This is a genomic window from Streptomyces pilosus (assembly GCF_014649835.1).
Classification (GTDB): Bacteria; Actinomycetota; Actinomycetes; order Streptomycetales; family Streptomycetaceae; genus Streptomyces; species Streptomyces pilosus.
In genome coordinates, this window is the sequence record NZ_BMTU01000004.1 from 204,641 (window position 1) to 231,043 (window position 26,403).

Below are 26,403 nucleotides of genomic sequence, written 5' to 3' on the forward strand. Positions count from 1 at the left end.
CGGATCCCGAAGAGTTCCCAGGAGGTGACGACCATGGCCACGACCCTCGCCAAGGCCGCCGACGGCACCGAGGCGGCCACGCACGCCGCCCGCATCGAGCATGTCTCGAAGTCGTTCGCGGGCCCCGCCGGGCAACAGCTCGTGCTGGACGACATCACCCTCGATGTCGCGCCCGGTGAGTTCGTCACCCTCCTGGGTGCCTCGGGCTGCGGTAAGTCCACGCTGCTCAACCTGGTCGCGGGGCTGGACCGCCCCACGTCCGGCGCGATCAGCACGGACGGCCGGCCGGCGCTGATGTTCCAGGAACACGCGCTGTTCCCGTGGCTGACCGCGGGCAAGAACATCGAACTCGCCCTGAAGCTGCGGGGCGTCGCGAAGGACGAGCGCCGCGGCCGGGCCGAGGAACTGCTCGGGCTGGTCCGCCTGAAGGGCGCGCACGGCAAGCGGGTGCACGAGCTGTCCGGCGGCATGCGGCAGCGGGTGGCGCTGGCCCGGGCGATCGCCCAGGAGAGCAAACTGCTGCTGATGGACGAGCCGTTCGCGGCGCTGGACGCCATCACGCGGGACGTGCTGCACGACGAGCTGACCAGGATCTGGCGCGAGACACAGCTGTCCGTCCTGTTCGTCACGCACAACGTGCGCGAAGCGGTCCGGCTCGCGCAGCGGGTGGTGCTGCTGTCCTCCCGTCCGGGCCGGATCGCCCGTGAGTGGACCGTGGACATCCCGCATCCGCGCCGTATCGAGGACACCGCCGTGGCGGAACTGTCCGTCGAGATCACCGAAGAACTCCGTGGGGAGATCCGCCGTCATGGCCAGCACTGAGACGACCGCGCAGGACCGGGACGGGGGCGACCTCGCCGGTCTGGAGGCGGGCCTCGACGCACTGGAGACGGTGCAGACCGGACGCAAGCCGTTCCGGCAGACCTTCGTGGAGAAGATCCTGCCGCCGGTCCTCGCCATCGCCCTGGTGCTGGCGGTGTGGCAGGCCCTGGTCTCCTTCGGGATCGTCGACGATCCGACCAAGCTGCCCTCACCCGGCGCCGTGTGGGGGGTCCTCCAGGACGCCTGGCTCAAGGGCGAGCTGCTCGGCTACATCTGGACCAGTGTGTCGCGCGGTCTGCTCGGCTTCTTCTTCGCGCTGCTGATCGGCACCCCGCTGGGACTCCTGGTGGCGCGGGTGAGGTTCGTGCGCGCGGCGATCGGGCCGATCCTGTCCGGTCTGCAGTCGCTGCCGTCGGTGGCGTGGGTGCCGCCGGCGGTGATCTGGCTGGGGCTGAACAACCAGATGATGTACGCCGTCATCCTGCTGGGCGCGGTCCCCTCCATCGCCAACGGCCTGGTCTCCGGCGTCGACCAGGTGCCTCCGCTGTTCCTGCGGGCCGGCCGCACGCTGGGCGCGACCGGGCTGAAGGGCACCTGGCACATCGTGCTGCCGGCCGCGCTGCCGGGCTACGTGGCCGGTCTGAAGCAGGGCTGGGCGTTTTCCTGGCGCTCGCTGATGGCCGCGGAGATCATCGCGTCCTTCCCCGATCTCGGCGTCGGTCTGGGCCAGTTGCTGGAGAACGGCCGCAACGCCAGCGACATGGCCATGGTCTTCGAGGCCATCCTGCTGATCCTGACCGTCGGTATCGCCATCGACCTGCTGATCTTCAGTCCGCTGGAGCGGTGGGTGCTGCGCAGCCGCGGTCTGCTGGTGAAGGGCTGAGGCGCGCCGTGCACCGTCCGGTACTGCTCGTCGTCGCCCACGGCAGCCGCGATCCGCGGCACGCCGCCACCGTGCACGACCTGGTGCGGCGGGTCAGGTCGCTGCGGCCGGGACTGCGCGTGGAGACCGGTTTCCTGGACTTCAACGTCCCCTCCGTGCAGGGGGTGCTGGAGTCCCTGGACGCCGAGGGGGTCCGTGAGGTGGTGGCCCTTCCGCTGCTGCTGACCCGCGCCTTCCACGCCAAGTCGGACATCCCGGCGGTGCTGGCCGCGGCCCCGCCGCGGCTGCGGATCCGCCAGGCCGACGTGCTGGGCCCGTCCCCGCTGCTGCTCGCGGCCCTGGAGCGCCGGCTGTACGAGGCGGGCCTGACGCCCGCCGACAAGTCCTCGACCGGGGTCGTGCTGGCCTCGGCGGGGTCCTCCGACCCGGAGGCGATCGCAGTGATCGCAGAAATCGCGCGGGAGTGGCGGCACACCGGTTGGTGCGCCGTGCGGCCTGCGTTCGCCTCCGCATCCCTTCCCCGCACCGAGCAGGCGGTCCGCGAGCTGCGCGCCCTGGGCTGCGCACGCGTCGCCGTCGCCCCGTACGTCCTGGCTCCCGGCCGTCTCCCGGACCGGATCGCCCGCGGCGCGGACCGGGCGGACGTGCTCGCGGACGTACTGGGTCCCGCGCCCGAGGTGGCGCGGGTGCTGCTGGAGCGGTACGACGCGGCGCGGGCGCCGCTGCTCACGGCGGTCGGCGCCTGACCGGCGGGCCGTGCCGGGGCCCGGGCCGCACCGCGCCGGTGTCCCGGCCGGTCAGTCGCCGGTGAGTTCCACCAGCTTCGTCACCGTGTTCCAGTTGCGGGTGGTGGCGACGACGCCCCGGGTGAGGCGTGGCTTGGCGAGCTGCTCGGCGAGCCTGGAGCGGCCGAGGCCGTCCGGGGCGTAGAGGTAGAGGGCGCGGTCGCCGAGGCTGAACTCCTCGGGCCGGTGGGCGGCGGCGTCGATCCCGGCGAAGCGGTCGGGCGTGACGGGCGCGGAGAAGTAGGTGACGTGGAGCTGCTTCGGCTCCAGCTCGCCGGCCGGGTACGGGCAGGCCTCGACGACGGCCTTCAGATAGGCGTGGTCGCGGACGATCACGTCCACGGCGAAACCGAAGTGGCGTTCGATCGCCGTGGAGAGCTCGGCGGCCAGTGACTCCTCGTCCCCGTGGCCGGAGGCGAAGACCGCCTGGCCGCTCTGGAGGTGGGTGCGCACGCCGTCGTGGCCGAGGCCCGCCATGAGGGTACGCAGTTCGGCCATCGGGACTTTCCTGCTGCCGCCCACGTTGATGCCGCGCAGCAGCGCCGCGTATCTCGTCGCCATGCCCCCACGATAGGACGGCCGGGGCCCGACCCTGATCTCCGTCCCCCACATGTCCGGGTACGTGTAGGGGGCGGCTGTCCTCCGCAGTGGGGAGGACGGGAACGCCGACGGGATGACTCCGCTCCCCAGAGCCTCACCGGACAGCACGACGAGACGCGCTTACGCGGCCCCTACCTTCGAAAGGGTCAGGTGGCGGCAGGGGGCCGCTGCCGAACACGAGGGAGCGAGCCCGTCATGGGGAACGGAGATTCGCGGGTACGGGGCCTCGCCGCCCGGGCCGGCGGCTGGAGCGCCCGGCACCGCTGGGCGGCCGTCGGCATCTGGGTGCTGTTCGTCGTGCTGGCGATGGGGCTCGGCTCGGCCGCGGGCCGCGTCGACGTCGGCGACAGCGATCAGCTCAAGGGGGAGACCAGCACCGCCGCCCGCATCGTCGAGGACGCCGGCATCGAGGAGCCGGCCAGTGAGACCGTGCTCGTCCAGGCGAAGGGCGACGGCCTCACGGCCACGGACGAGGAGTTCCGGTCGGCGGTCACCGCGGTGGTCACGGCCGTCGGGAAGACGGGCGAGGTCACCGCGGTCACCTCGCCGTACGAGAGCGACACCATCTCGGAGGACGGGCGCAGCGCGCTGGTCCAGTTCGACATGCGCGGCGACTCCGACACCGCGGGTGAGCGGGTCGAGCCGGTGCTGGAGGCCGTGGCGGAGGTGCAGAAGGACCACGGCTCGCTGCGGATCGAGGAGATCGGCGGCGCGAGCATGATGAAGACGTTCGACGACGCGTTCGGCGACGACTTCAAGAAGGCCGAGTACTCGGCGGTGCCGGTGGCGCTCGGCATCCTGCTGATCGCGTTCGGCGCGCTGGTGGCGGCGCTGCTGCCGGTCGCGCTGGCGATCACCGCGATCATGGCGACGATGGGTCTGATGGGCCTGGTCAGCCACCTCCAGCCGATGAGCGAGACCGCGAACTCGGTGATGCTGCTGGTGGGTCTGGCCGTCGGTGTCGACTACTGCCTGTTCTACCTGCGCCGAGAGCGGGAGGAGCGGGCGGCCGGGCGGGACGCGCAGACGGCGCTGCGGATCGCCGCGGCGACCAGTGGCCGGGCGATCGTCGTCTCCGGTGTCACCGTGTGCGTGGCCATGGCGGGCATGCTCTTCACCGGCCTGGCCGAGTTCGAGGCGATGGGTCTGGCCTCGCTGATGGTCGTGGCGGTCGCCATGGTCGGGTCCGTGACGGTGCTCCCGGCGCTGCTGTCGCTGCTGGGTGAGCGGGTCGAGAAGGGCAGGCTGCCGTTCCTGCGCAGGCGGCGCGCGAACGGCGGCAACGACAGCCGGTTCTGGACCGCCGTGCTCAAGCGGGTGCTCGCCAGGCCGCTGACGGCGGCCCTGGTGGCGACCGGTGCGCTGCTCGCCGTCGCCGCTCCGGCGATCGGCATGAAGACGCAGAACCTCACCCTGGACCAGGAGTTCGGTGACTCGCTGCCGATCGTGCAGACGTACAACCGGGTCAACGAGGCGTTCCCGGGCGGCTCGGAGCCGGCCGAGGTGGTCGTCAGGGCGGACGACATCAACGCCCCCGAGGTGAAGGCCGCGCTGGCCGACTTCCGTGAGCAGGCGGTCGCTTCGGGCGCCTCCCGCGGCCCGGTCGAGATCAAGCTGCACGACGAGCAGAACATCGCCTTCGTCCACGTCCCGCTGGTGGGCGGCTCCGACCAGGACAAGGCGGGCGCGAGCCTGGACACGCTGCGCGACGAGGTGCGGCCGGCCACGCTCGGCCGGGTGGACGGTGTCGAGGCGCCGATCACCGGGCAGGTCGCCGGTTCCAAGGACTTCAACGACCAGCTGGTCGGGTCCGTGGTCCCGGTCTTCGTCTTCGTGATCGTCTTCGCCTTCCTGCTGATGCTGCTGTCGTTCCGCTCGCTGACGGTCGCGATCACCTCGATCGTGCTCAACCTGCTGTCGGTGGGCGCCGCTTACGGCATCCTCGTGGCGGTCTTCCAGCACGGCTGGGGCGCCTCCCTGGTGGGCGCGGAGGGCGTCGGCGCGATCATCACCTGGCTGCCGCTGTTCCTGTTCGTGATCCTCTTCGGGCTGTCGATGGACTACCACGTGTTCGTGGTGTCCCGGATCCGCGAGGCACGGATGCGGGGCCGCACCACGCGGGACGCGATCCAGCACGGCGTCGTCACCACGGCGGGTGTGGTCACCAGCGCCGCGGTCATCATGGTCGCCGTGTTCGGCATCTTCGGGACGCTGTCCATGCAGTCCATGAAGCAGATGGGCGTCGGCCTGGCGGCGGCGGTGCTGATCGACGCGACGATCATCCGGGGCGTGCTGCTCCCCGCGGTGATGGCGCTGCTGGGCGAGCGCAACTGGTACCTGCCGAAGTGGCTGCACCGGATGCCCGACCTGACCCACGACGAGTCGCCGGACGCGGTGGCGGCAGCGGCGCCGGAGGCCCGCGACGACAAGGGTGAGCCCGTACCGGTGTGATCCGGTGAGGCACCGGGGGCCCGGCGGTACTCCGCCGGGCCCTTCCGCGTGCGCGCCGGCCGGGCGCCGGCCGGGCCCTCGGACACCGGCGTGCGCACGGGCCGAGGCACCCGCCGCGCCCTGGGGGGACCCAGCGGGTGCCCGGGGCGCCGCCGGACGCTCCGGGCACCGGCGTACGCACGGGCCCGAGCACCCGCCGGGCCCCGGGGGCACCAGCGGACGCTCCGGGCGCGCGCGGGCGCGACCGTCCGCGGCGGGGTCAGCGCCGCCCGGGCAGTTCCGCCTCGATCAGGTCGGCCGCGCGGCGCGTGCCGCCCTCCCGCGCCATGTCCGCGGCGACGTCCTTCAGCCGCCGGGCCACCTCCGGGTCGTCGACCAGGGCGAGGGCGGCCGTCCTCAGCACCTCCGCGGTCGCCTCCCCGGCCGGGACGTGCCGGGCCACGCCCAGCCCCTGCAGCATGTCCGCGTTGCCGAACTGGTCCACCGCCTGCGGCACGGCGATCATCGGCGTGGCCGTCGCGAGCCCCTCCTGGCTGCCGCCGGCGCCCGCGTGGGTGACGAACAGATCGGCCTGCCGGAGGACCGCGAGCTGCGGCACCCAGGAGCGCACCTCGACGTTGTCCGGTACGTCCCCCAGTTCGGCGGGGTCGACGTGCCTGCCGACCTGGAGCACCAGGTGCCAGCGGGGGAGACCGGCGAACGCCCGCACGCACTCCCGGTAGAAGGCCGGCTGCTTGGTGAAGGACGATCCCAGCGACACCAGCACGACCTTCTCCGCGCCGGCCGGCCGCTGCCAGCCGCCCTCCGCGGCGCGGTCGCCCTGGCAGGCGCCCACGAAGGAGTGCACGCTCTCGTCCACCCGGTCGGCGTTCGGCTGGAGCGCCTTGGGGATCAGCACGATCGAGCGGGCGGGACGGCCGGTGAAGTCGTCGGGGTGCCGCGTGATCCCGTTCTCCTCCAGCCAGGCGTGGAAGCGTGCGTAGTAGGCCCGCCCCCGCTCGGTCCTCCTCGGTTCCTCCCACATCGGCTCGGCGACCTCCTTCTCGTACCCGTCCCAGGCGACGAGGTTGGGCGAGAGGGAGACGGCGGGCACGCCCCAGCGGTGGGCCAGCACGCGCGCCGGGTAGGAGGTGATGTCGTGCAGGACGAGGTCGGGGGTGTCGCCCTCGTACGCCTCGATGAGCTGCGGGAGCGCCTGGACGGCGTCGGCGAGGAACGGCTCCACGTTGTCCAGCAGGGTGGTGCCCCAGGCCTCGGGGTCGTCGTCGGGGCCCGGCAGCGTGGAGTTCCACGGTTTCGGTTCGGCGCCCGTCTCGGCGACCTTGGCGGCGAAGAGGGGCGGGACGGCGTAGGTCACCCGGTGACCGCGCGCCACGAGCTCGCGGATCACCTCGAGGCTCGGGTTCACGTGCCCGTGGGCGGCGATGGAGAACATGGCGATGTGCGCGGGAGCGGTCATACCGCGACCATAGACGAGACGAGACGTCTCGTGCAACTCGTTTGCGGTCACAGGGCCGGCACCGCGTGCAGCCGCAGCCACCGCTCGCCACCTGACCCACCGGCACCCCGGGATCCGGGCGCGCCGCCCGGAACGCGGCGTCCACCCGCCGCCGGGGATGCGTCCGGCGCGGCGAGGCGTGCAGCGAGCCGCCGACCCCGGAGAAGCCCGGGTCCACTCGGGCGCGCTCAGCGCTGGTAGCGGGCGAGGACCAGGTTGCCGTCCTTCTCCAGCCGCTCGCGCAGCTCGGCCAGGCCGATCGCGCCGCTGTAGTACTCCTGGAGGGCCGGGGTGGCCACCTTGTCCTTCCACTCGGGGTAGCCGCGCACGGTCTGCGCGGGTGCGGGACGCAGGTGGCCGGCGAGCGCGGTGCCGGTGGCCCACCCGTGTTCGGCGGTGTGCAGGGCCGGGTCGGCGAGGGCCCGGCGGCCGGTGGGCAGCATCCAGTCGCCGAGGGCGAGGCGGACCGTGTTCTCCGGCTGGAGCAGGAAGTCGAGGAAGGCGACGGCCTCCTTCTTGTGCGGGCAGTCCTCGGCGACGGAGAGCGTCTGCGGGCTGACACCCTGGGTGAGTCCGTCCGCTCCGGCCGGGGCGGGCAGCACCTGCCAGTCGAAGCCCTCGGGGGCCTGCTGGGCGATCTGCTGCCGGTAGGAGAAACCGAGCGGCACCATCGCGTACTTCCCGGCGAACAGGCCGGGAAGGGTGTCGGAGCCGCCGCTGCCGAGCGTGGTGGGCGAGGCGCTGCGGTCGGTGTTCACCTGCTCGTGGACGGTGCGCGGGACGACCTCGTCACCCTCCTCGAAGCGCACGGTCACCTTGCCGTCGGGGCCCCGGTGGAAGAGCTGCCCGCCGGCGGAGAGGGACAGGTTGAGCGTGGCGGACACGGGGTCCCTGAGCGGCCAGGCCACCCCGTACCTTCCCCCGCCGCTGAGCCGCTTCGTCACCTGCCGGAACTCCTCCCAGGTCCACGGGTGTTCCGGGGTCGGTACGCGGACTCCCGACTCCTTCAGCCGGTTCGCGTCCGCGACGAGCACGCGCGGCTCCTGGAGGAACGGGACGCCGTAGAGCCCGTCGCCGAAGGTGACGGTCTCCCAGCTGCCGGGCGGGATGTCGGACCTCAGCCGCTCGGGGAGCAGGTGGGTCAGGTCGGCCAGGTGGCCGCCGTAGGCGAAGTCGGCGAGGTCGTCGGCGGCGTCGTGGACGATGTCGGGGGCCTCGCCGCCCTCGAAGGAGGTGAGCAGCTGGTCGTGGACGCTGTCCCAGCTGCCCTGGACGTACTCCACGCGGACGTCCGGGTGGCGGGCGTTCCACTCCTCGACCAGTTCCCTGGTTGCCGCCACCGACTCGTCCTGCCAGGCCAGGGACTGGAAGCGCAGGACGATCCGGCCGTCGTCGCCGCCGCCGGAGGAACAGCCCGCCAGGAGCAGGACGACGGCGAGGGCCGCCGCCAGGATCCTCGTCCGCATCAGCTCTTCACCGCCCCGGCGAGCATGCCGCCCGTGATCCGCCGCTGGATGATCGCGAAGACGACCAGGGAGGGCAGCGTCGCGAGGAACGCGGCGGCCGCCAGCGGACCGAGGTCGGCGACGCCCTCGGCCCCGATGAAGTGCGTGAGGATCACCGGAAGGGTCTGCTTCTCCGGCGACTTGAGCAGGACGAGGGCGAAGAAGAACTCGTTCCACGCGGTGACGAACGCGAACAGCGCGGTCGCCACGATCCCCGGCGCGAGGAGCGGTCCGGTCACCGACAGCAGGATCCGCAGCCGCCCGGCCCCGTCGACGGCCGCCGCCTCCTCCAGTTCGGCCGGTACGGCGCGGACGTACCCGGTGAGCATCCACAGGGCGAAGGGCAGCGTCCAGACGACGTACACCAGCACCAGTCCGGGGAGCGAGTCGATCAGGCGCAGGTTCTTCAGCACCAGGAACAGCGGGACGATCAGCAGGACGAACGGGAACGCCTGGCTGACCACCACCCAGCCGGCGGCGGCCTTGGCGAGCGCGGTGCGGTGCCGGGCCGTCACGTAGGCGGTCGGGGTGGCGACGACGACGGCGACGACCGCCGCCGCGAGCGCGGCGAGCAGGGAGTTGAGCGCGGCCCGCAGCAGCGGCTGTTCGCCGAAGGCCTGCCGGAAGTTGGCGAGGGTGGGGTCCCGGGGGATCCAGGTCGGGTGCAGGGCGGCCAGCTCGGCCGGGGGCTTGAAGGCGGTGGAGACCAGCCAGAGGAACGGGAAGGCCAGGAACACCAGGTACGCGAGCAGCGCGGCGTACTGTCCGGCGCGGGCGGCGGCGGAGGTCCTCATGCCGTGTCACCCGCCCGGAGCCGGCCGGCGAGGAAGACGGCCAGCGCGACCGAGATCGCGGCGACCATGACACAGCCCATCGCCGCGGCGTAGCCGAACTGGCCGTAGCGGAAGGCCTCCTCGTAGGCGAACAGCATGGGCAGCCGGGTCCGCCCGCCGGGTCCGCCGTTGGTCAGCACGTAGACCAGGGCGAAGGAGTTGAAGTTCCAGATCAGGTTGAGCGCGGTGATGGCGAGGGCGACGGGGCGGAGGGCGGGCCAGGTGACCGTGCGGAAGCGGCGCCAGGCGCCGGCGCCGTCCACGGCCGCCGCCTCGTGCAGCTCGCGCGGGGTGTTCTGCAGCCCGGCGAGGAGCGCCACCGTGGTCTGGGGCATGCCGGCCCACACGCCGACGACGATCACCGCGGGCAGGGCGGTGGCGAGCCCGCTGAGCCAGTCCCGGCCGTCGCCCAGGCCGAGGTCGCGCAGCGTCTCGTTGAGGAGGCCGGCGTCCGGGTTGTAGACGATCCGCCACATGATGCCGACGACCACCTCGGGCATCGCCCACGGGACGATCGCGAGGGCGCGGGCGAGCGGGCGCAGCCTCAGATCCCGGTCGAGCAGCAGGGCCAGGCCGAGGGCCAGCAGGAACTGCGGCACCGTCACCCCGACCGCCCAGACCAGGCCGATGCGGAACGACTCCCAGAACAGGGTGTCCTGCAGGAGGTCCCGGAAGTTGAGCGTGCCGATCCACCGGGTGGGCTCGGTGCGGCCGGACTGGGCGTCGGTGAAGGCCAGCAGGATGCCGTGGAGCAGCGGGCCGACGCTGAGGACGAGGATCGGGATCAGCGCGGGCAGCACCAGGAACCACGGACCGTGGTCGACGGCGCGGCCCCGTGCGCGCTTCGGGCCGGGCGCGCGGGGCGCGCGGGGCCCGGGTCTCCTCGCCTCGGTCACCGGTGTCAAGCGATCAGCCCCTTTGCGCGGCGCGGGTGGGCCCGGTCATGGTCGTGAAGGCGGTCTGCCTCGTCAAGGCACCGCGCACACCGCCCCACCTGTGGCAATGCGAGACTGACCGGCGGATGGCCGGAACCCGGCGGTCGGACGCGGACGGACATGGAGGGGACGAATGGACGAGGCACGGGCGCGGGAGGTGCTCGCGGCGGCCGGGGTGCTGCCCGGCGGGGCACGGGACGCGCGGCTCCTCGCCCTCGGCGAGAACGCGGTGTTCGCCGCCGGTGGGCTGGCCGTCAAGGTCGGCCGCGATCCCGAGCTGCTGGAGCGGGCCCGGCGGGAACTGGACGTCGCGCGGTGGCTGGCGGCGGAGGGCGTGCCCGCGGTGCGGGCGGCCGAGCCCGAGGCGCTGCTGGTGGAGGGGCACCCGGTGACCGTGTGGCACCGGCTGCCGGAGGCGGTGCGGCCGACGGAGCCGGCGGATCTGGCCGGACTGCTGCGGCAGGTCCACGCGCTGCCCGCTCCGCCCTTCGCCCTGCCGCCCCGCGACCTGCTGGGCGGCGTGGAACGCTGGCTGCGCCTGGCGGGCGACACGGTCGATCCGGCGGACGCGGCCTATCTGCGCGAGCGGCGCGACGGCTTCGCCGCGGCCGCGGCGGCGCTGACGCCGGAGCTGCCGCCGGGGCCCGTCCACGGTGACGCGCTGCCCCGCAACGTGCACGTCGGGCCGGACGGACCGGTGCTGATCGACCTGGAGACCTTCTCGGCGGACCTGCGCGAGCACGACCTGGTGGTGATGGCGCTCTCCCACGACCGCTACGGGTTGCCGGACGAGGCGTACGCCTCCTTCACCGGGACCTACGGCTGGGACGTGCGCGCCTGGGAGGGGTGTTCGGTGCTGCGGGGCGCGCGGGAGACCGCCAGCTGCGCCTGGGTCGCCCAGCACGCGCCGGGCAACCCCAGGGCCCTGGCGGAGTTCGAACGCCGGGTGGCGTCGCTGCGGGACGGCGACGAGACGGTCCGCTGGTACCCCTTCTGAGGCCGTGCCGGACGGCTCAGACCCGCTCCCCCGCCGGCTGCCGCAGCGGCCAGGTGCCGTCGACCACCGCGCCCGCGTCGCCCTTGCGGCGCAGGAACTCCTGGAAGTCCGCCGCCCAGGCCGCGTACCACTCGATCTGCCGGCGGTGCAGTTCCGCCGGTCCGAGGGCCGCGACCTTGGGGTGGCGGCCGGCTATCGCGCAGGCCAGCCGGGCCGCGGCGAGGGCGTCGGCGGTCGCGTCGTGCGCCGTGTCGAGGACGACCCCATACTCCGCGCAGACCGCTTCGAGGTTGCGCTTGCCGCGCCGGTAGCGGTCGACGGAGCGGTCGATGGTGTACGGGTCGATGACCGGTGCGGGGTCCGTGCCGCCCAGCCGGTCCCGCAGGGACGGCAGCCCGTGGCGCCGCAGTTCCGCGGAGAGCAGGGTGAGGTCGAAGGCGGCGTTGTAGGCGACGACCGGGACGCCCGTCTTCCAGTAGGCCGTGAGGACACCGGCGATGGCGTCGGCGACCTGGTCGGCGGGGCGGCCCTCGGCGGCCGCCCGCTCGGTACTGATGCCGTGCACCGCCACCGCGTCCTCGGGGATCGGCACGCCCGGGTCGGCCAGCCACTCGCGGCGGCCCATCGGCTCCCCCGCCCTGACCTCGATCACGGCACCCGTCACGATGCGTGCCTCGCGCGGGTCGGTCCCCGTCGTCTCCAGGTCGAAGCCGATCAGCAGCTCCCGGTGCCAGCCCATGGGCTGCCCCCCTTCTGTGTGGTGCGTTCCCCCAGTGATCTCCACCCTGCCACGCGCCACTGACAATCAGAGGGTCGCATTCCGCTTGGCGGTCGCGGCGAATCCCCGCATCCGGCCCGGGAAGGGGGAGTTCACGACACAGGCCGCGAATCCGCCCACATCAGCTCGAACTCCTCACGGTAGGTGGGGAAGAGTCCACCCTCCTCGACCTCGCCCGGCTTGACCACCTTCGTCCCGTTGCGCAGCACCAGCACGGGCGCCTCCATCCCCCGGGCGCGCCGCAGGTGGTTCTGCACGACCGCGACGCCGTCCGACCCGTCGCCGTCCACCAGGTAGGCGGTGCAGCGGGGCGTCTCGTCGTAGACCTGGATCTCGAAGGCGCCCGGGTCACGCAGCCGGGACCGGACCCGCCGCATGTGGAGGATGTTCATCTCGACGGCGCGGCCGAGCTCGCCGCGCTTGATGCCGAGTTCGCGCTCGCGGCGCTTGACCGCGCTGGAGGCCGGGTTCAGGAACAGCAGGCGCACCCGGCAGCCGGACTCGGCGAGCCGGACCAGACGGCGCCCCGAGAAGTTCTGCACCAGCAGGTTGAGCCCGATGCCGATGGCGTCCAGGCGGCGGGCCCCGCCGAAGATGTCCTCGGCCGGGAACCGGCGCAGCAGCCGCACCCGGTCGGGGTGGACGGCGACCACGTCGGCGTACCGGTCACCGACCAGGTCCTCCACCGCGTCGACGGGCAGCCGGCGCGCCGACGGCACGTCGCCGCCCGCGCCGAGCATCTCCAGCAGCCGCGCGGAGGCCCGCTCCGCCTGGTTCAGCACCGCCTCGGACAGCGCCCGGTTGCGGGAGACCACGTTGCGGGTGACCTCCAGCTCGTCCAGGGCCAGTTCCACGTCCCTGCGGTCGTCGAAGTACGGCGCGAAGCAGGGCCAGTGCTGGACCATCAGCTCGCGCAGCTGCGGCAGCGTGAGGAAGGACAGCACGTTGTCGTCGGCCGGGTCGAGCAGATAGCCCTTGCGGCGGCTGACCTCGCGCACGGCGACCGCGCGCTGCACCCACTCCTGCCCGGCGGGCCCGGCCGCGGCCACCACCCAGTCGTCGCCGTGCACCGGCTCGTAGACGGGGCGCAGCACGGCGGCGACGACCGAGCGCAGCCGCTGCTCCACCAGGTTCAGCCAGATGTAGGCGCGGCCGGCCCGCTGCGCGCGGGTGCGCACCTCGCGCCAGGCGTCCGCGTCCCAGTCCAGCTCCGGCCCGATCGAACCCGCGTCCATCGGCCGCGCCAGGGACACCGCACCGGGCGGGACGTCCGTGGAGCTGCTCCCCTCGTGACCCTCGTCACCAGGGGGCAGTTCCAGCCCTCCCGACCCCACCCGCGCACCGCCTTCCGCTCCCCCGAGCACTCCCGTCCCGACGATCAAGGAGAGTACTCCGCCAGTGGCACACGGTGCAGCCCGATGGGCCGGGTCGTTTCCCAACTTCCCGTATCCGCGCGATCGTTCCGTCCGTCCGGCGCGCGGGAGTGAGCGGATTCATAGCGAGTCCGGCGTGTGCGCGGTCGTGGGCGGCCGGGTGTGGGTAGAAGGTTGTTCCCGCCTTTCGGGGAGACACGGGAACACTCGGAGCCAAGGCGCCCCACCGGCGCCGTACACCTGAAAGAGTCGCATCCATGCAGGTCTGGCCTGGCGAGGCGTATCCGCTCGGTGCCACGTACGACGGCGCCGGAACGAACTTCGCGGTCTTCACGGAGGCCGCGGACCGAGTAGAGCTGTGTCTGCTGCACGACGACGGCTCGGAGACCGCGATCGAACTGCGCGAGAGCGACGCGTTCGTGCGGCACGCGTACGTGCCCGGGATCATGCCCGGGCAGCGGTACGGGTTCCGTGTGCACGGACCGTACGCGCCCGAGCGGGGGCTGCGGTGCAACTCCGCGAAGCTGCTGCTCGACCCGTACGCGCGGGCGATCAGCGGGTCGGTGCAGTGGGGTGAGGAGGTCTACGGCTACCACTTCGACGACCCCGAACGGCGCAACGACCTCGACTCGGCGCCGCACACGATGACGTCGGTCGTGGTCAACCCGTACTTCGACTGGGGCGACGACCGGCTCCCCCGTACGGAGTACCACCACACGGTGATCTACGAGGCGCACGTCAAGGGGCTGACGATGCGCCATCCGGGGCTGCCGGAGGAACTGCGCGGCACCTACGCGGGCCTCGCGCACCCCGCGGTGATCGAGCACCTGACCGAACTGGGCGTGACGGCGCTGGAGCTGATGCCGGTGCACCAGTTCGTCAACGACCACCGCCTGGTGGACATGGGCCTGAACAACTACTGGGGCTACAACACCATCGGCTTCTTCGCCCCGCACAACGCCTACGCCTCGTGGGGCGACCGGGGCCAGCAGGTGCTGGAGTTCAAGTCGGCGGTGAAGGCGCTGCACGAGGCGGGCATCGAGGTGATCCTCGACGTGGTCTACAACCACACCGCCGAGGGCAACCACCTGGGCCCCACCCTGTCCTTCAAGGGCATCGACAACCCGTCCTACTACCGGCTCACCGACGACCGCCGCTACTACATGGACACCACGGGCACCGGCAACTCCCTGCTCATGCGGTCCCCGCACGTGCTGCAGATGATCATGGACTCGCTGCGGTACTGGGTCACCGAGATGCACGTCGACGGGTTCCGCTTCGACCTCGCGGCGACCCTCGCACGGCAGTTCCACGAGGTGGACCGGCTGTCGTCGTTCTTCGACCTGGTGCAGCAGGACCCGGTCGTCTCCCAGGTGAAACTGATCGCCGAACCCTGGGACGTGGGCGAGGGCGGCTACCAGGTGGGCAACTTCCCGCCGCTGTGGACCGAGTGGAACGGCAAGTACCGCGACACCGTGCGGGACCTGTGGCGGGGCGAGCCGCGCACGCTCGCGGAGTTCGCCTCCCGGCTGACCGGCTCCTCCGACCTGTACCAGGACGACGGGCGGCGGCCGCTGGCCTCGATCAACTTCGTGACCTGCCACGACGGCTTCACCCTGCACGACCTGGTGTCCTACAACGACAAGCGCAACGACGCCAACGGCGAGGACAACCGGGACGGGGAGAGCCACAACCGGTCCTGGAACTGCGGGGCCGAGGGCGAGACCGACGACCCGGAAGTGCTGCGGCTGCGCGCCCGGCAGATGCGCAACTTCATCGCCACGCTGATGCTCTCCCAGGGCGTGCCGATGATCAGCCACGGAGACGAGGTGGCCCGCACCCAGCGCGGCAACAACAACGCCTACTGCCAGGACAACGAGCTGGCCTGGCTCGACTGGCCCGGCTCCGGGGACGGGGAGGACGGCGAGGAGGACCCGCGCGGGCGGATGCTGGAGTTCACCCGCGCCATGGTCTGGCTGCGCAAGGACCACCCGGTCTTCCGCCGGCGCCGCTTCTTCCACGGGCGGCCGGTGGAGGGCACCCACGACGACCTGTCCGACATCGCCTGGTTCACCCCCGAGGGCGCGGAGATGACCCAGCGGGACTGGGACTCCGCGCGGGCGTCGGCACTGACGGTGTTCCTCAACGGCAACGCGATCTCCGAGCCGGGGCAGCGGGGCGAGCGGATCACCGACGACTCGTTCCTGCTGATGTTCAACGCCTCCCCCAAGCCGCTGGACTTCGTGGTGCCCGTCGACCACGGCAAGCAGTGGCAGGTGGTCGTCGACACCGCGCGCGCGGAGGGCGTGCCGCCGGGGACCGGACCGAAGGTGTCGGCCGGCACCCGCCTGACCCTGGCCGACCGCAGCATGACGGTGCTGCAGCGGCCGGCGTGACGGCCGGTACGGCGCCGTCCGGGGTCACCCGTCCGGGCGACGGGTGACCCGGTGACGCGGGCGATGACACGAAAGGCGGCCACGCGGGTACGTAAGCTCCCATGACCCCTAGGCGACCTGACCCGGCGGTGCCCACGGCCACGTACCGGCTGCAGCTGCAGCCCGGCTTCCCGTTCCGAGCGGCGGCGGACGCGGTGCCGTACGTGGCCTCGCTCGGCGTCTCCCATCTGCATCTGTCGCCCGTCCTGGAGGCCGTGCCCGGCTCGGCGCACGGCTACGACGTGGTGGACCACACGCGTGTGCGCGAGGAGCTCGGCGGCGAGGAGGGGCTGCGGGAGCTGGCCCGCACCGCGCGCGAGCACGGGCTGGGACTGGTCCTGGACATCGTCCCCAACCACATGGCGATGTCCCCGCGCCACAACCGCGCCCTGTGGGAGGTGCTGCGCGACGGCCCCTCCTCGCGCTACGCGCGGTGGTTCGACATCGACTGGGAGGCCCAGGGCGGGCAGGTGCTGCTGCCGGTGCTCGGCGGGCCGCTCGGCACGGTGGCCGGCGACCTGAAGACGGACGGCGACGTGCTGCGCTACCACGACCACGCCTTCCCGCTGCGGGAGGGCACCGCGGGGCTGCCGCTGCCGCGGCTGCTCGACGCCCAGTGGTACCGGCCCGTGTGGTGGCGCCTGGCCCGCACCGAACTGAACTACCGGCGGTTCTTCAGCATCTCCGAGCTGATCGGGGTCCGGGTGGAGGACCCGGAGGTGTTCGAGGCGACCCACGCGAAGATCTTCGAGCTGCTCCGGGAGGGGGTGGTCGACGGGCTGCGCGTCGACCACCCCGACGGCCTCGCCGACCCCGACGACTACCTGCGCCGGCTGCACGAGGCCACCGGCGGCCGGTGGACGGTGGTGGAGAAGATCCTCGCCGACGGTGAGCCGCTGCCGGCCTCCTGGCCGGTGGCCGGCACCACCGGCTACGACGCCCTGCGGCACGTGGACGGCCTGTTCACCGACCCGGCCGGGTTCGGCGAGCTGCTCGGCCAGTACCGGAGCTTCGCCGCCCCGCAGCCGGACCGGGGCGGGGACTGGGACGCCACGGTGCGGCGGGCCGCGTACAAGGTCCTCACGCACGAACTGGCGACCGAGACGGACCGGCTCACCCGGGTGGCGGCCCGGCTGTGCGCGACCGCCGCGGAGACCGGGCTGCGCGACCGCGCGCCGTGGGCGCTGCGCACCGCCCTGCGCGAGCTGCTGGTGCGGATGGAGGTCTACCGCCCGTACGAGTCCGCCGACGCGGCGGCGGTGGTCACCGAGGAGGCCGCCGCCGAGGCCCGGCCGGCCTTCACGGTCCCCGAGGAGGCCGGGGCGGTGGACGTCGTACGGGACCTGGTGCTCGGGCGGTACGGGGACGGGCCGGCGCACGTGGAGTTCCGTACGCGGTTCGCGCAGACGTCCTCGGCGCTGCGGGCCAAGTCCGTCGAGGACACCGCGTTCTACCGGTACGTGCCGCTGCTGTCGGCGACGGAGGTGGGCGGGAACCCCGGCGACCCTGCGGTCTCCCCGGAGCGGTTCCACGCGTACTGCGCGCGCGTGCAGCGCGACTGGCCGGCCACCGGCACGGTCCTGTCGACGCACGACGCCAAGCGCAGCGCCGACGTGCGCGCGGCGCTGCACGTGCTCACCGAGTGCCCGGAGCGCTGGGCCGACCTCCTCACCGAGGTGACGCGCGGGGGCGAGGGCGTGCCGGACGCCCAGCTGGCGTGGGCGGCCTGGCAGACGGTGTTCGGGCTGGGGCCCGCGGAGGAGGAGCGGGTGCGGGAGGCACTGCTGAAGCACGTGCGCGAGGCGGGCCTGCACACCGCCTGGACGGAGCAGGAGCCCGCGTACGAGGAGGCGGTGGCCCGGTTCGTGGCGGCGGGGCCGTGCGGGGAGCCCGGCGAGCGGGTGGCGGCGCTGCGCGCGGCCCTGGAGCCGCACGTCCGGGCCAACGTGCTGGGCACCGCCCTGGTCCATCTGACGATGCCCGGGGTGCCGGACGTCTACCAGGGCACGGAGCGGGAGTACCGGGCCCTGGTCGACCCGGACAACCGGCGCCCCGTGCGGTTCGCCGCCGACGGGAGCGACAAGGAGGCGGTGACCCGGGCGGCGCTGGGGCTGCGGGCGCGGCGGCCGGACGTCTTCGGCGACACGGCGACGTACGAGCCGCTGGCCGCCGAGGGTCCCGCGGCGGCCCACTGCACCGCCTTCACGCGCTCCGGCGAGGTGCTCACGGCGGTGACTCGGCTGTCGCTCCGCCTGACGCGGGAGGGCGGCTGGCGCGACACCGTGCTGCCGCTCCCGCCGGGACGGTGGGCCGACGTGCTGGAGCCGGGACGGGAGCTCCGCGGGCGGGTGCCCGCGGACGAGCTCTTCGCGCGCCTGCCCGTGGCACTCCTGGAGCGTCTCCCGGACTGACCCCGCGCCGGCACCGGCCGCCGCACCGCCGGCCGGTGCCGCCCCGACGGGGTCGCGGCGGCTTGCCGTATCGTCTTCATGGCACATCGAATGAGTGTCTGATGGGGAAGACGTGAATACAGAGAGCAACATACGCCTGCTGGTCGACACCCTGACCGGGCAGCGCGAGGAGTTCCTCGCCCAGTGGACCCGGACCGTCGGCGAGGACCTGCGCGGCAGGCTGAGCACGGCCGAACTCGGCCGGGAGCTGGCGGAACTGTACGACGCCGTCCTCACCGCCGTGGGCACCGGTTCCCTGGACAGCCGCGGCGAGCAGTTCGCGGAGACCCGCAGTCTGCTGGTCGAGCTGTCCCGCGACCGCGCCCGGCAGGGTTTCACACCCACCGAGACGGTCCGCAGCGTCTTCGCCCTGAAGGAGGTCCTGGAACCCTCCCTCACCGGGGACGCCGAGAGCGCGCGCGCCTATCTCCAGTTCGGCCGCCTGCTCGACGACCTCGGCATGCTGACCAGCGAAGCGTACCTGCGCACCCGTGAGGAGATCATCTCCTCCCAGGCCGAGCAGCTCCTGGAGCTGTCGACGCCGGTGGTCAAGCTGTGGGACGGCGTGGTGGGCGTCCCCCTGGTGGGCACCCTCGACAGCGCCCGCACCCAGGTCGTCATGGAGAAGCTGCTGCAGACCCTCGTCGACACCGACTCCACGCACGCCATCATCGACATCACCGGTGTGCCGACCGTCGACACCCAGGTCGCGCAGCACCTGCTGAAGACGGTGGTCGCGGCGCGCATGATGGGCGCCCAGTGCACCATCTCGGGCATCCGGCCGCAGATCGCCCAGACGATCGTGGCGCTCGGCATCGAGTTCGGCGACATCCCCACCAACGCCTCGCTGTCGGACGCGCTGCGCCAGGCGCTGAAGGAAGTGGCGCTGGACGCCGAGGACGACGTACGGGGTCTCCTGTGACCGACCGCGTCCCCGTCCTCAAGATCGGCGAGGTCCTCCTGGTCTCCATCCAGACCGACCTGGACGACCAGATGGTGCTCGATCTCCAGGACGACCTGTCCAACCGCATCGTCGCGACCGGCGCCAAGGGCGTCGTGATCGACATCTCCGCGCTGGAGATCGTCGACTCGTTCGTCGGGCGGATGCTGGCCCACAACGCGGCCGTCTCACGCATCCTCGGCGCCGAGACGATCGTCGTCGGCATGCGGCCCGCGGTCGCGATGACCCTCGTCGAGCTCGGGCTGTCCATGAGCGGCGTGCGCACCGCCCTCAACCTGGAGCGCGGGCTCAAGCTGCTGCGGCGCATCGCCGCAGGCCGCGCATGAAGGACTACGCGGCCGACACTGCCTCGCTCGAGACCGTCCCGGTCTCCACCAGCGGTGACGTGGTCAGCATGCGGCAGACGGTGCGCATCCTCGCCCAGCGCAACGGCCTGTCCCTGGTGCACCAGACCAAGCTCGTCACGGCCGCGAGCGAGCTCGGGCGGAACATGCTGGTGTACGGCGGGGGCGGAGTCGTCCGCGCGGCGCCGGTGCTCGACGCCGGCCGGCCGGGCGTCTTCGTGGAGTTCCGGGACAAGGGCCCGGGCATCGCGGACCTCGACCTGGCGCTGACCGACGGCTGGACGTCGGGCAACGGCATGGGACTCGGCCTCAGCGGCGCCAAGCGGCTCGTGGACGAGTTCGACATCGAGTCCGGTCCTTCCGGCACCACCGTGCGCATCGTGAAGTGGGCCAAGTGAACGGCCTCGTCGTCGAGGCCGGTGACGTGCACTGGCTGCGCGCGGACGTGGCGCTGGCCGCCGCCGCCCGCCGCCAGGCCGCCCAGCTCTCCCGCCGGCTCGGCTTCCCGGAGGACCGGGTGGCACGGGTCGAGCTGTGCGTGACGGAGATGGCGACCAATCTCCTCAAGCACGCCCACGACGGCTCGCTGGCCCTGCGGGTGGTCCGCCCCGCCGGCCGGGCCGCCGTGGAGTGCCTGTCCCTGGACAGCGGGCCCGGCATCCACGACCTCCCGAGGGCCCTGGTGGACGGCACGTCCACCGCGGGCAGCCTCGGCATCGGCCTGGGTGCCATCGGCCGCCTCGCCGACGCCCACGGTCTCCACTCCCTGCACGGCCGGGGCACGGTCGTGCTGGCGCGGTTCTGGGACGAAGGGCCGGCACCGGTACCGGGTCCGGTCGTGGCCGGTGGCCTGACCCGTCCGATCAGCGGCGAGCAGATGTGCGGCGACACCTGGGCCGTGCGGGCGGCGGGCGACCACGGACCCGGCGCCCTGCTGCTGATGATGTGCGACGGACTCGGCCACGGTCCCCTGGCGGCCCGGGCCGCCGAGCGGGCCGCCGGCGCCTTCCGCGACAGCGCCCGCACGAGCCCGGTCGACGTCCTCCAGGAGGTGCACCAGCAGCTGCGCGGCACGCGCGGCGCGGCCGTCGCGGTCGCCCTCATCGACGTCGCCGCCCGGCGCGTCCGGCTGAGCGGGAGCGGCAACGTGACGTCGGTGGTGGTGACCGCGGACGCCCGGCACGGCCTGCCGTCCATGCCCGGCATCGTGGGGGTGCAGATGGGCCGGCCGCGCGTCTTCGAGTCCGACTTCCCGCCCGGGGCCTGTCTGGTCATGCACACCGACGGCCTCAGCGACCGGTGGCGCCCCGCCGACTTCCCCGGGCTGTTCGCCCAGGACCCGGTCGTGACCGCCGCGCAGATCCTCAACCAGGCGGCGGTCCGCAGGGACGACGCCGGTGTCGTGGTCGCCTCGCACGGACAGCGATGACCGCCGGGGCCTCCCTCCACGAACTGGCCACCGTGCTGCTCTCGGAGGAAAGTGACGTGGTCACGCTGCGCAGGTGCACCCAGGCCGCCTGCCGGGCGGCGGGCCTGGCGGGCAGTCCGCTGGTCCGGCTGACCACCGTGGTGAGCGAGGCCGGGGAACACCTGAAGGGCGCCTCGGACCTGACCGCGCACCTGTGCCTGGAGGAGCACGACGGGGTGCGCCTGTCGGTGCACTTCACCTGGCGGAAGGAGCACCGGCCGCCCGTGACCCTGCTGACCGCCGCCTCCCGCCTGCTGGACGACAGCCGGCTGCTGCTCTCCGACGGGGACGGCCCGCACCGGCTGGTCCTCGCCCAGCGCCTTCGCGCCCCGGCGGCGTCCGCCGCCGGGCTGGCCGAGGAGGTGCGCGGGGCGCTGGCCGGCGTGGACACCGCGGCCGATCTGATCGAGGCCCTGCGGACCCAGAACCGTCACCTGCTGGCGTCGCTGGAGGAGTCCGAGCGGCAGCAGCAGGAGCTGCAACGGCTCAACGCGGAACTGGAGGACACCAACGCCGGCGTCCTCGCGCTCTACACCGAGCTGGCCGGCGAGCTGGAGGAGACCAACAGCGGGGTCGTCGCCCTCTACGCGGAGCTGGAGGACAAGACCCGCCAGCTGGAACTGGCCGACGCCTACAAGACCCGCTTCTGGGCCAACGTCAGCCACGAGCTGCGCTCCCCCGTGAACTCCGTCATCGCCCTCGCCCAGCTGCTCCTGGACACGGCGGCGGACCCGCTCTCCCCCGAGCAGCGTCAGCAGGTGGCCATGGTGCACGCGTCCGGCACCACCCTGCTGGCCCTCGTCGACGAGCTCCTCGACGTCGCCAAGGCCGAGTCCGGCCGGCTGGAGCCGCACCTCGCCGAGGTGGACGTGCGCTCGCTGCTGCACCAGCTGCGCGGCATGCTGCAGAGCACCGCGCAGCCCGGGGTCGACCTGCGCATCCCCGACGAGGTGCCGGTCGGCACGCTCGTCACCGACGAGGTCATGCTGGCCCGGGTCCTGCGGAACGTGCTGTCGAACGCGCTGAAGTTCACCTGCGACGGCTCGGTCGTCCTGGACGTCACGGGGTCGGACCGCGAGGACGGCGCCCGCGTCGTCTTCTCCGTGCAGGACACGGGTGTCGGCATACCGGCCCCCGACATCGAGCGCGTGTTCGAGGAGTTCTACCAGGTGCGCGGACCGCACCAGCGGGGGCGGCCCGGTACCGGCCTCGGGCTGCCCTACGCCCGCAAACTGACCGAACTCCTCGGCGGCACCCTGACGCTGGACAGCGAGGCGGGCCGCGGCACCCGGGTGACCGTCGGCATCCCGGCCCGTCCCGCCCGGCCCGCGGCTCAGCAGCCGGCGGTGAGCGGCCGCGGCCCGGCGCGCTCCGTCCTGATCGTCGACGACGACCCGGCCTTCGTGACCGCCTTCCGGGCCATGGTGAAGGACTCGGCCGAGACGGTCACCGCGATCACCGACAGCGCCGAGGCCGTCGCGGCCGTCGCCCGGGTGCGGCCCGACGCGGTGTTCCTCGACCTCGACATGCCCGGCCAGGACGGCTACGAGGTCAGACGGCTGCTGGCCGGCACCCCGTCCACGGCCGGCGTCCCCGTGATCGTCCTGACGGCGCTGGAAGCCGATGCCATCGAACTCCCGCGCCTGGAGGGCGCCCGTGCGGTGCTGAACAAGTCGCGCGTGACCGCCTCCGTCCTCGCGGACACCCTGCGGGACCTGCGCACCGCCCCGCCCACGGGGCGGACCATAATCGCCGACCAGTCGAAGCCGTCCACGGCCAAGGAACACCCATGACCCTCCCCCTCGACGCGGACAACCGTCCGGCGCACATCCTGGTGGTGGACGACGCCCCCACCACCCGCTACGTCCTCGCCACCACCCTGCGCAGGGCCGGTCACGAGGTCGTCGAGGCCGAGGACGGCACCGGCGCGCTCGAACTGCTCGACCGGCCGGGCGGCCCCCTGCCCGAGCTCGCCATCGTCGACGTCCGGCTGCCCGACATGACCGGTTTCGAGGTCTGCGAGCGCATCAAGGGCAATCCGGCCACGGCCGCCGTCCCGGTGATCAACATCTCCGCCTCCGCGATCACCGTCGACGACCGGGCCCAGGGCCTCTACCGCGGGGCCGACGCCTATCTGGTCGAGCCCATCGCCCCCGACGAACTGCTCGCGACCGTCCTCGCCAACCTGCGCTACGCCCGGGCCCGCCGCCGCGCGGAGCTCCTCGCCGACCGCCTGAGCCTGCTGAACCGCACCACGCTGGCGCTGTACAGCGCCGCGGACGCGCACGAGCTGGCCGGGGTCGTGGCCGAGGGGGCGGCGACCCTGCTCCGCTGCGAGGCGGCGGCCTTCCTGACCGCTCCCGAGGGCGGCGTACTGGTGGCCCACACCTGGCAGGACCCGGACGCCCCGGCGGCCGGCGGGGGACCGGTGGTGCACGCGGTCCCGGCCTTGCCGCACCCCGGCGAGGACCCCGCCCGGACCCGTCAGAGTCCGCCGGCCGCGTTCGAGCCCCCCTGTCTGCCCCCGCACCTGAAGGACCCGGAGGGCCGGCGCACCGCGCTGGGCCGCGCCAAAGCCCATCGCCCGCCCATCGCCGTGCTCACCCCGGCGGACGCGGTCGCCACGCCCGACGACGAGCAGCTGCTCGACCAGCTCCTCCAGGCCGGCGCGCTGGCACTGGAGGCCCTGCGCAGCTACAGCGAGGAACACGCCCTCGCGCTCACCCTCCAGCGCAGCTTCCTGCCCGAGAGCCTGCCGGAGACCCCGTACGCCGACCTGGCCGTGCGCTACCTGCCCGCCGGCCAGCACACCGAGATCGGCGGCGACTTCTACGAGGCCGTCGACACGCCGGAGGGACTGGTCGTGGCGGTGGGCGACGTGGCCGGCCACTCGCTGGACGCGGCCATGGTGATGGGCCAGGTCCGGCACGCCCTGCGGGCCTACGCGGTGGAGGGTCACCCGCCCGAGGTGATCCTCGAACGGCTCGACCACCTGCTGACGTCCGTCGAACCCGGCGCCACGGTGACCCTGTGCATCGTCCTGATCGAGTCCGGCGACACCCTCCGCGTCGCGAACGCCGGACATCTGCCCCCGCTGGTGCGGAACCCGGACGGCTCGACCTTCTACATCGACGAGCACGGGCCGCTGCTCGGCCTCGGCCTGCCGCACCCGCCGGCCCACCGGGTCGCGGTGACGCCCGGCTCGCTGCTCCTGCTGGTCACCGACGGCCTGGTGGAGCGCCGTCACGTCAATCTGCAGGACTCCCTGCGGACCCTGGCCTCGGTGGTCGGCCGGACCACCAGCGATCCCGAGGAAGCCTGCACCCAGCTGCTGGAACGCCTGCCGGCGGACGGCAGCGACGACGTGGCCCTGATGGCGGTACGGCTGACCGGCACCCGGAGCCGACCGGCCGGCCCGCACGCGCGGTGACGGCCCTCCGGCGCGCCTCCGGGCGCCCCTGGAGGGCTCCCCCGCCGCGCCCTTGACACCGTTCTCCGGCCGTGGGGTACTGCGCAGTGCGGTGCGGATTCAGGTGGTGACGGGGGGTGGGTCCGCTGCGGGAGTCACGCTATCCGACGGTGGCCGAACTGGTACTTTCCGCCCGGGCGCTGGCCGTGGAGCGGCCCGGGCTGTGTGGACTGCGGCAGGTGGGGGTCTCCCGCGCGGGGCGGCCCCTGCACCTGCTGTCCGTGGGGCGCGCCCCACGGGCCGTGCTCGTGGTGGCCGGTGCGCACGCCAACGAACCGGCCGCCGGGGGGACCCTGCTGGCGCTGGCCCGGCGGGCGGTCCGGGAGCGGGAGCTGCGCGACGGCGTGTCGTGGCACTTCCTGCTCTGCGCGGACCCGGACGGGGCGAGCCTGCACGTGACCCCGGCCCCGCGCAGTCTGTACGACTACCACCTGGGCTTCTTCCGCCCCGCGGGTCCGGAGCAGCCCGAGTGGGCGCCGTCGGTGCTGCCCCCCGACCGGCTGCCGCCGGAGACCCTGGCCCTGACGGGGGTCATCGACGAGCTGCGGCCCTTCCTCCAGGTGTCCCTGCACGGCACCGATCTCGGCGGCAGCTGGGTGCAGTTGACGAGGGACGTCCCCGGGCTGGCCGAGCCGTTCGCCAAGTCCGCGGCGCAGCTGCACATTCCGGTGGAGACGGGCGCGTCGGACGCGGCGGGCTGGCCGGCGTCCGGTCCCGGGGTGCACGTGATGCCGGCGGCGGAGGCCGGGCGGGCCTATCCGAGCCTGACCGACGACGCCCGGCACAGCACCTGGTACCACGCGCACCGGTACGGCGGGATGACCGCGGTGATCGAGGTGCCGATGTGGGCGAGCGACCTGGTCGACGACCCCGCTCCGCACCCTGCTCCGGACGCGGCGATCCACCGCCTCGCGGAGCGGCTGCTGGCGGACGCGGCCGAGGTACGGCGTGCCCTGGGCGGGACGGACACGGGGGCGGGGCCGGGTGGGGCCGGCGGTCCGCTGCTGCGGGCGGCTGTCTGGGGCCTCGAGCTGGTGCCGGGACTGGCCGACGACCTGGTCCGCACCCCGCCCGCCGACGGGACGCGGGCCTATGTGGGGAGCGTGGACGCGTTCGCGCGCCGGGTGCCGCTCCGGGCGGCGGCGATGCTGCGGCGGGCGCTCACGGCGACGGACGCGGGGGCTGCGGGGCGGCTGGAGCGGTTGGTGGCACACTGGAGCGACGCGTTCGCCGCGCGGTTCCGGGCCCGGTGGGTGCCGGTGGAGCACCAGGTCGAGCACCAGTCCCGCACGGTGGTGGCGGCGGCCCGCCACAGTCGGGAACAGGCCCCGTAGCCCCCGCGTCCGAGCGGGGGCCACGGGCCCGGGTCAGGGGGTGTCCAGGGCGAAGACCGCGCCGGTCCGGGCGGTCAGGGTGCAGGAGTTCGGGAAGGTCGCGGTGTAGTCGATCTGCCTCCCGCGCCACGAGCCGCTCGCCCGTGCCGTCACCGGCGCGTAGACCATCGGGCAGAACACCTCCTTCGCCGGGATGTTCTCGATGCGCCCGTCCACCGCGTCCAGTTCCGCGCAGGCGTCCGCGGCACGCCGGTGCCCGCGCGGCGGGTCGCAGCTCAGCAGGGTGCCGCCGGCCGCCGTGGACGGCTGCTCTCCGTGGCTGACCGTCAGCAGCAGCCGGCTGTCGGGGACGGGAGCGGTGGGGTGCTCCGTACCGGTCGCCCGTGCGGGCGCCGCGCAGGCGAGCAGGACCAGGGCGGCGGCCAGCCCCGCCCGCAGCGTTCTCACTGAGGTGTGCGTCATGCCCGATGCATCGGCACGGC

The 26,403-nt window shown here is 73.4% G+C and carries 22 protein-coding genes and 1 pseudogene; 14 read left to right on the plus strand and 9 right to left on the minus strand.

The window, feature by feature from the left end:
• The first annotated feature begins 33 nt into the window (after positions 1–33).
• From IE118_RS12080 to IE118_RS12090, 3 genes are read left to right on the plus strand one after another with little or no spacing between them, the layout of a single operon-like run.
• The gene (locus IE118_RS12080; RefSeq protein ID WP_189557794.1) at positions 34–822 is read left to right on the plus strand and encodes an ABC transporter ATP-binding protein; all 789 of its coding nucleotides are present in this window, start codon (positions 34–36) and stop codon (positions 820–822) included.
• Entirely contained in the window at positions 809–1,705 is an 897-nt protein-coding gene (locus tag IE118_RS12085; RefSeq protein WP_189557795.1) for an ABC transporter permease, read from the plus strand. Before IE118_RS12080 ends, IE118_RS12085 begins: the two co-directional genes overlap by 14 nt.
• A gap of 8 nt (positions 1,706–1,713) precedes the next feature.
• Complete coding sequence (locus tag IE118_RS12090) at positions 1,714–2,451, plus strand: sirohydrochlorin chelatase (RefSeq protein WP_189557796.1); 738 nt, start codon at positions 1,714–1,716, stop codon at positions 2,449–2,451.
• Positions 2,452–2,502: 51 nt separating this feature from the next.
• Here IE118_RS12090 and IE118_RS12095 read toward each other — a convergent pair whose 3' ends face one another.
• Positions 2,503–3,051, minus strand: coding sequence for a DUF1697 domain-containing protein (locus IE118_RS12095; RefSeq protein WP_189557797.1), 549 nt, complete (start codon positions 3,049–3,051; stop codon positions 2,503–2,505).
• Between the two features lie 234 nt (positions 3,052–3,285).
• On the opposite strand from IE118_RS12095, the gene IE118_RS12100 reads away from it, so the two are divergent.
• Entirely contained in the window at positions 3,286–5,541 is a 2,256-nt protein-coding gene (locus IE118_RS12100) for an MMPL family transporter (protein ID WP_189557798.1), read from the plus strand.
• A gap of 259 nt (positions 5,542–5,800) precedes the next feature.
• Here the strand turns inward: IE118_RS12100 and mgt are convergent, their stop codons facing one another.
• The 5 genes and pseudogenes from mgt to IE118_RS12120 form a co-directional block, all read right to left on the minus strand.
• On the minus strand, positions 5,801–7,051 hold the full coding sequence (mgt, locus tag IE118_RS12105; protein WP_189557799.1) for a macrolide-inactivating glycosyltransferase: 1,251 nt from the start codon (positions 7,049–7,051) through the stop codon (positions 5,801–5,803).
• Positions 7,048–7,217 (minus strand): annotated as a pseudogene (locus IE118_RS34730) (ErmE/ErmH/ErmO/ErmR family 23S rRNA (adenine(2058)-N(6))-methyltransferase); the annotation flags it as partial. The gene mgt and the pseudogene IE118_RS34730, both read right to left, overlap by 4 nt.
• A gap of 10 nt (positions 7,218–7,227) precedes the next feature.
• On the minus strand, positions 7,228–8,505 hold the full coding sequence (locus IE118_RS12110; protein ID WP_189557800.1) for an ABC transporter substrate-binding protein: 1,278 nt from the start codon (positions 8,503–8,505) through the stop codon (positions 7,228–7,230).
• Positions 8,505–9,338 carry a carbohydrate ABC transporter permease gene (locus IE118_RS12115; RefSeq protein WP_189557801.1) on the minus strand — a complete coding sequence of 278 codons (834 nt, stop codon included), beginning with the start codon at positions 9,336–9,338 and terminating at the stop codon, positions 8,505–8,507. Before IE118_RS12115 ends, IE118_RS12110 begins: the two co-directional genes overlap by 1 nt.
• Positions 9,335–10,282, minus strand: coding sequence for a carbohydrate ABC transporter permease (locus IE118_RS12120; protein WP_189557802.1), 948 nt, complete (start codon positions 10,280–10,282; stop codon positions 9,335–9,337). Before IE118_RS12120 ends, IE118_RS12115 begins: the two co-directional genes overlap by 4 nt.
• 163 nt (positions 10,283–10,445) lie before the next feature.
• Here IE118_RS12120 and IE118_RS12125 point away from each other — a divergent pair, with 163 nt between their 5' ends.
• A complete protein-coding gene (locus IE118_RS12125; RefSeq protein ID WP_189557803.1) occupies positions 10,446–11,309 on the plus strand; it encodes a phosphotransferase in 864 nt (287 codons plus the stop codon).
• 16 nt (positions 11,310–11,325) lie between these two features.
• Here the strand turns inward: IE118_RS12125 and IE118_RS12130 are convergent, their stop codons facing one another.
• Positions 11,326–12,048 carry a 3'-5' exonuclease gene (locus IE118_RS12130; protein ID WP_189557804.1) on the minus strand — a complete coding sequence of 241 codons (723 nt, stop codon included), beginning with the start codon at positions 12,046–12,048 and terminating at the stop codon, positions 11,326–11,328.
• Between the two features lie 131 nt (positions 12,049–12,179).
• On the minus strand, positions 12,180–13,421 hold the full coding sequence (locus IE118_RS12135; RefSeq protein ID WP_189558155.1) for a DUF5919 domain-containing protein: 1,242 nt from the start codon (positions 13,419–13,421) through the stop codon (positions 12,180–12,182).
• Between the two features lie 296 nt (positions 13,422–13,717).
• Between IE118_RS12135 and glgX the strand changes: the two genes are divergently transcribed.
• From glgX to IE118_RS12180, 9 genes are all read left to right on the plus strand, one after another.
• Complete coding sequence (gene glgX / locus IE118_RS12140) at positions 13,718–15,856, plus strand: glycogen debranching protein GlgX (RefSeq protein ID WP_189557805.1); 2,139 nt, start codon at positions 13,718–13,720, stop codon at positions 15,854–15,856.
• 101 nt (positions 15,857–15,957) lie between these two features.
• Positions 15,958–18,306, plus strand: coding sequence for a malto-oligosyltrehalose synthase (gene treY, locus IE118_RS12145; protein WP_189557806.1), 2,349 nt, complete (start codon positions 15,958–15,960; stop codon positions 18,304–18,306).
• A 112-nt stretch (positions 18,307–18,418) separates the two neighbouring features.
• Positions 18,419–19,267, plus strand: coding sequence for an STAS domain-containing protein (locus IE118_RS12150; RefSeq protein ID WP_189557807.1), 849 nt, complete (start codon positions 18,419–18,421; stop codon positions 19,265–19,267).
• Positions 19,264–19,632 carry an STAS domain-containing protein gene (locus IE118_RS12155; protein WP_189557808.1) on the plus strand — a complete coding sequence of 123 codons (369 nt, stop codon included), beginning with the start codon at positions 19,264–19,266 and terminating at the stop codon, positions 19,630–19,632. Before IE118_RS12150 ends, IE118_RS12155 begins: the two co-directional genes overlap by 4 nt.
• A complete protein-coding gene (locus IE118_RS12160) occupies positions 19,629–20,048 on the plus strand; it encodes an anti-sigma regulatory factor (protein ID WP_189557809.1) in 420 nt (139 codons plus the stop codon). Before IE118_RS12155 ends, IE118_RS12160 begins: the two co-directional genes overlap by 4 nt.
• The gene (locus IE118_RS12165) at positions 20,036–21,079 is read left to right on the plus strand and encodes an ATP-binding SpoIIE family protein phosphatase (RefSeq protein WP_189557810.1); all 1,044 of its coding nucleotides are present in this window, start codon (positions 20,036–20,038) and stop codon (positions 21,077–21,079) included. Before IE118_RS12160 ends, IE118_RS12165 begins: the two co-directional genes overlap by 13 nt.
• Entirely contained in the window at positions 21,076–22,911 is a 1,836-nt protein-coding gene (locus IE118_RS12170; protein ID WP_189557811.1) for an ATP-binding response regulator, read from the plus strand. The genes IE118_RS12165 and IE118_RS12170 overlap by 4 nt, the downstream gene beginning before the upstream one ends.
• Positions 22,908–24,548 (plus strand): fused response regulator/phosphatase, encoded by a 1,641-nt coding sequence (locus IE118_RS12175; RefSeq protein WP_189557812.1) that lies wholly within the window; start codon positions 22,908–22,910, stop codon positions 24,546–24,548. The genes IE118_RS12170 and IE118_RS12175 overlap by 4 nt, the downstream gene beginning before the upstream one ends.
• 149 nt (positions 24,549–24,697) lie before the next feature.
• Positions 24,698–25,921 carry a M14 family zinc carboxypeptidase gene (locus IE118_RS12180; protein WP_373298294.1) on the plus strand — a complete coding sequence of 408 codons (1,224 nt, stop codon included), beginning with the start codon at positions 24,698–24,700 and terminating at the stop codon, positions 25,919–25,921.
• Positions 25,922–25,954: 33 nt separating this feature from the next.
• On the opposite strand, the gene IE118_RS12185 is transcribed toward IE118_RS12180, so the two are convergent.
• Entirely contained in the window at positions 25,955–26,383 is a 429-nt protein-coding gene (locus IE118_RS12185; RefSeq protein WP_189557814.1) for an SSI family serine proteinase inhibitor, read from the minus strand.
• Positions 26,384–26,403: the final 20 nt, after the last annotated feature.

Bases quoted from the DNA above. Each gene is read 5' to 3' on its own strand.
- IE118_RS12115 (WP_189557801.1), bottom strand. From the start codon at position 9,338: ATGAGGACCTCCGCCGCCGCCCGCGCCGGACAGTACGCCGCGCTGCTC.
- IE118_RS12110 (WP_189557800.1), bottom strand. From the start codon at position 8,505: ATGCGGACGAGGATCCTGGCGGCGGCCCTCGCCGTCGTCCTGCTCCTG.
- IE118_RS12085 (WP_189557795.1), top strand. From the start codon at position 809: ATGGCCAGCACTGAGACGACCGCGCAGGACCGGGACGGGGGCGACCTC.
- glgX (WP_189557805.1), top strand. From the start codon at position 13,718: ATGCAGGTCTGGCCTGGCGAGGCGTATCCGCTCGGTGCCACGTACGAC.
- IE118_RS12125 (WP_189557803.1), top strand. From the start codon at position 10,446: ATGGACGAGGCACGGGCGCGGGAGGTGCTCGCGGCGGCCGGGGTGCTG.
- treY (WP_189557806.1), top strand. From the start codon at position 15,958: ATGACCCCTAGGCGACCTGACCCGGCGGTGCCCACGGCCACGTACCGG.
- IE118_RS12160 (WP_189557809.1), top strand. From the start codon at position 19,629: ATGAAGGACTACGCGGCCGACACTGCCTCGCTCGAGACCGTCCCGGTC.
- IE118_RS12130 (WP_189557804.1), bottom strand. From the start codon at position 12,048: ATGGGCTGGCACCGGGAGCTGCTGATCGGCTTCGACCTGGAGACGACG.
- IE118_RS12170 (WP_189557811.1), top strand. From the start codon at position 21,076: ATGACCGCCGGGGCCTCCCTCCACGAACTGGCCACCGTGCTGCTCTCG.
- IE118_RS12080 (WP_189557794.1), top strand. From the start codon at position 34: ATGGCCACGACCCTCGCCAAGGCCGCCGACGGCACCGAGGCGGCCACG.
- IE118_RS12095 (WP_189557797.1), bottom strand. From the start codon at position 3,051: ATGGCGACGAGATACGCGGCGCTGCTGCGCGGCATCAACGTGGGCGGC.
- IE118_RS12175 (WP_189557812.1), top strand. From the start codon at position 22,908: ATGACCCTCCCCCTCGACGCGGACAACCGTCCGGCGCACATCCTGGTG.
- IE118_RS12100 (WP_189557798.1), top strand. From the start codon at position 3,286: ATGGGGAACGGAGATTCGCGGGTACGGGGCCTCGCCGCCCGGGCCGGC.
- IE118_RS12185 (WP_189557814.1), bottom strand. From the start codon at position 26,383: ATGACGCACACCTCAGTGAGAACGCTGCGGGCGGGGCTGGCCGCCGCC.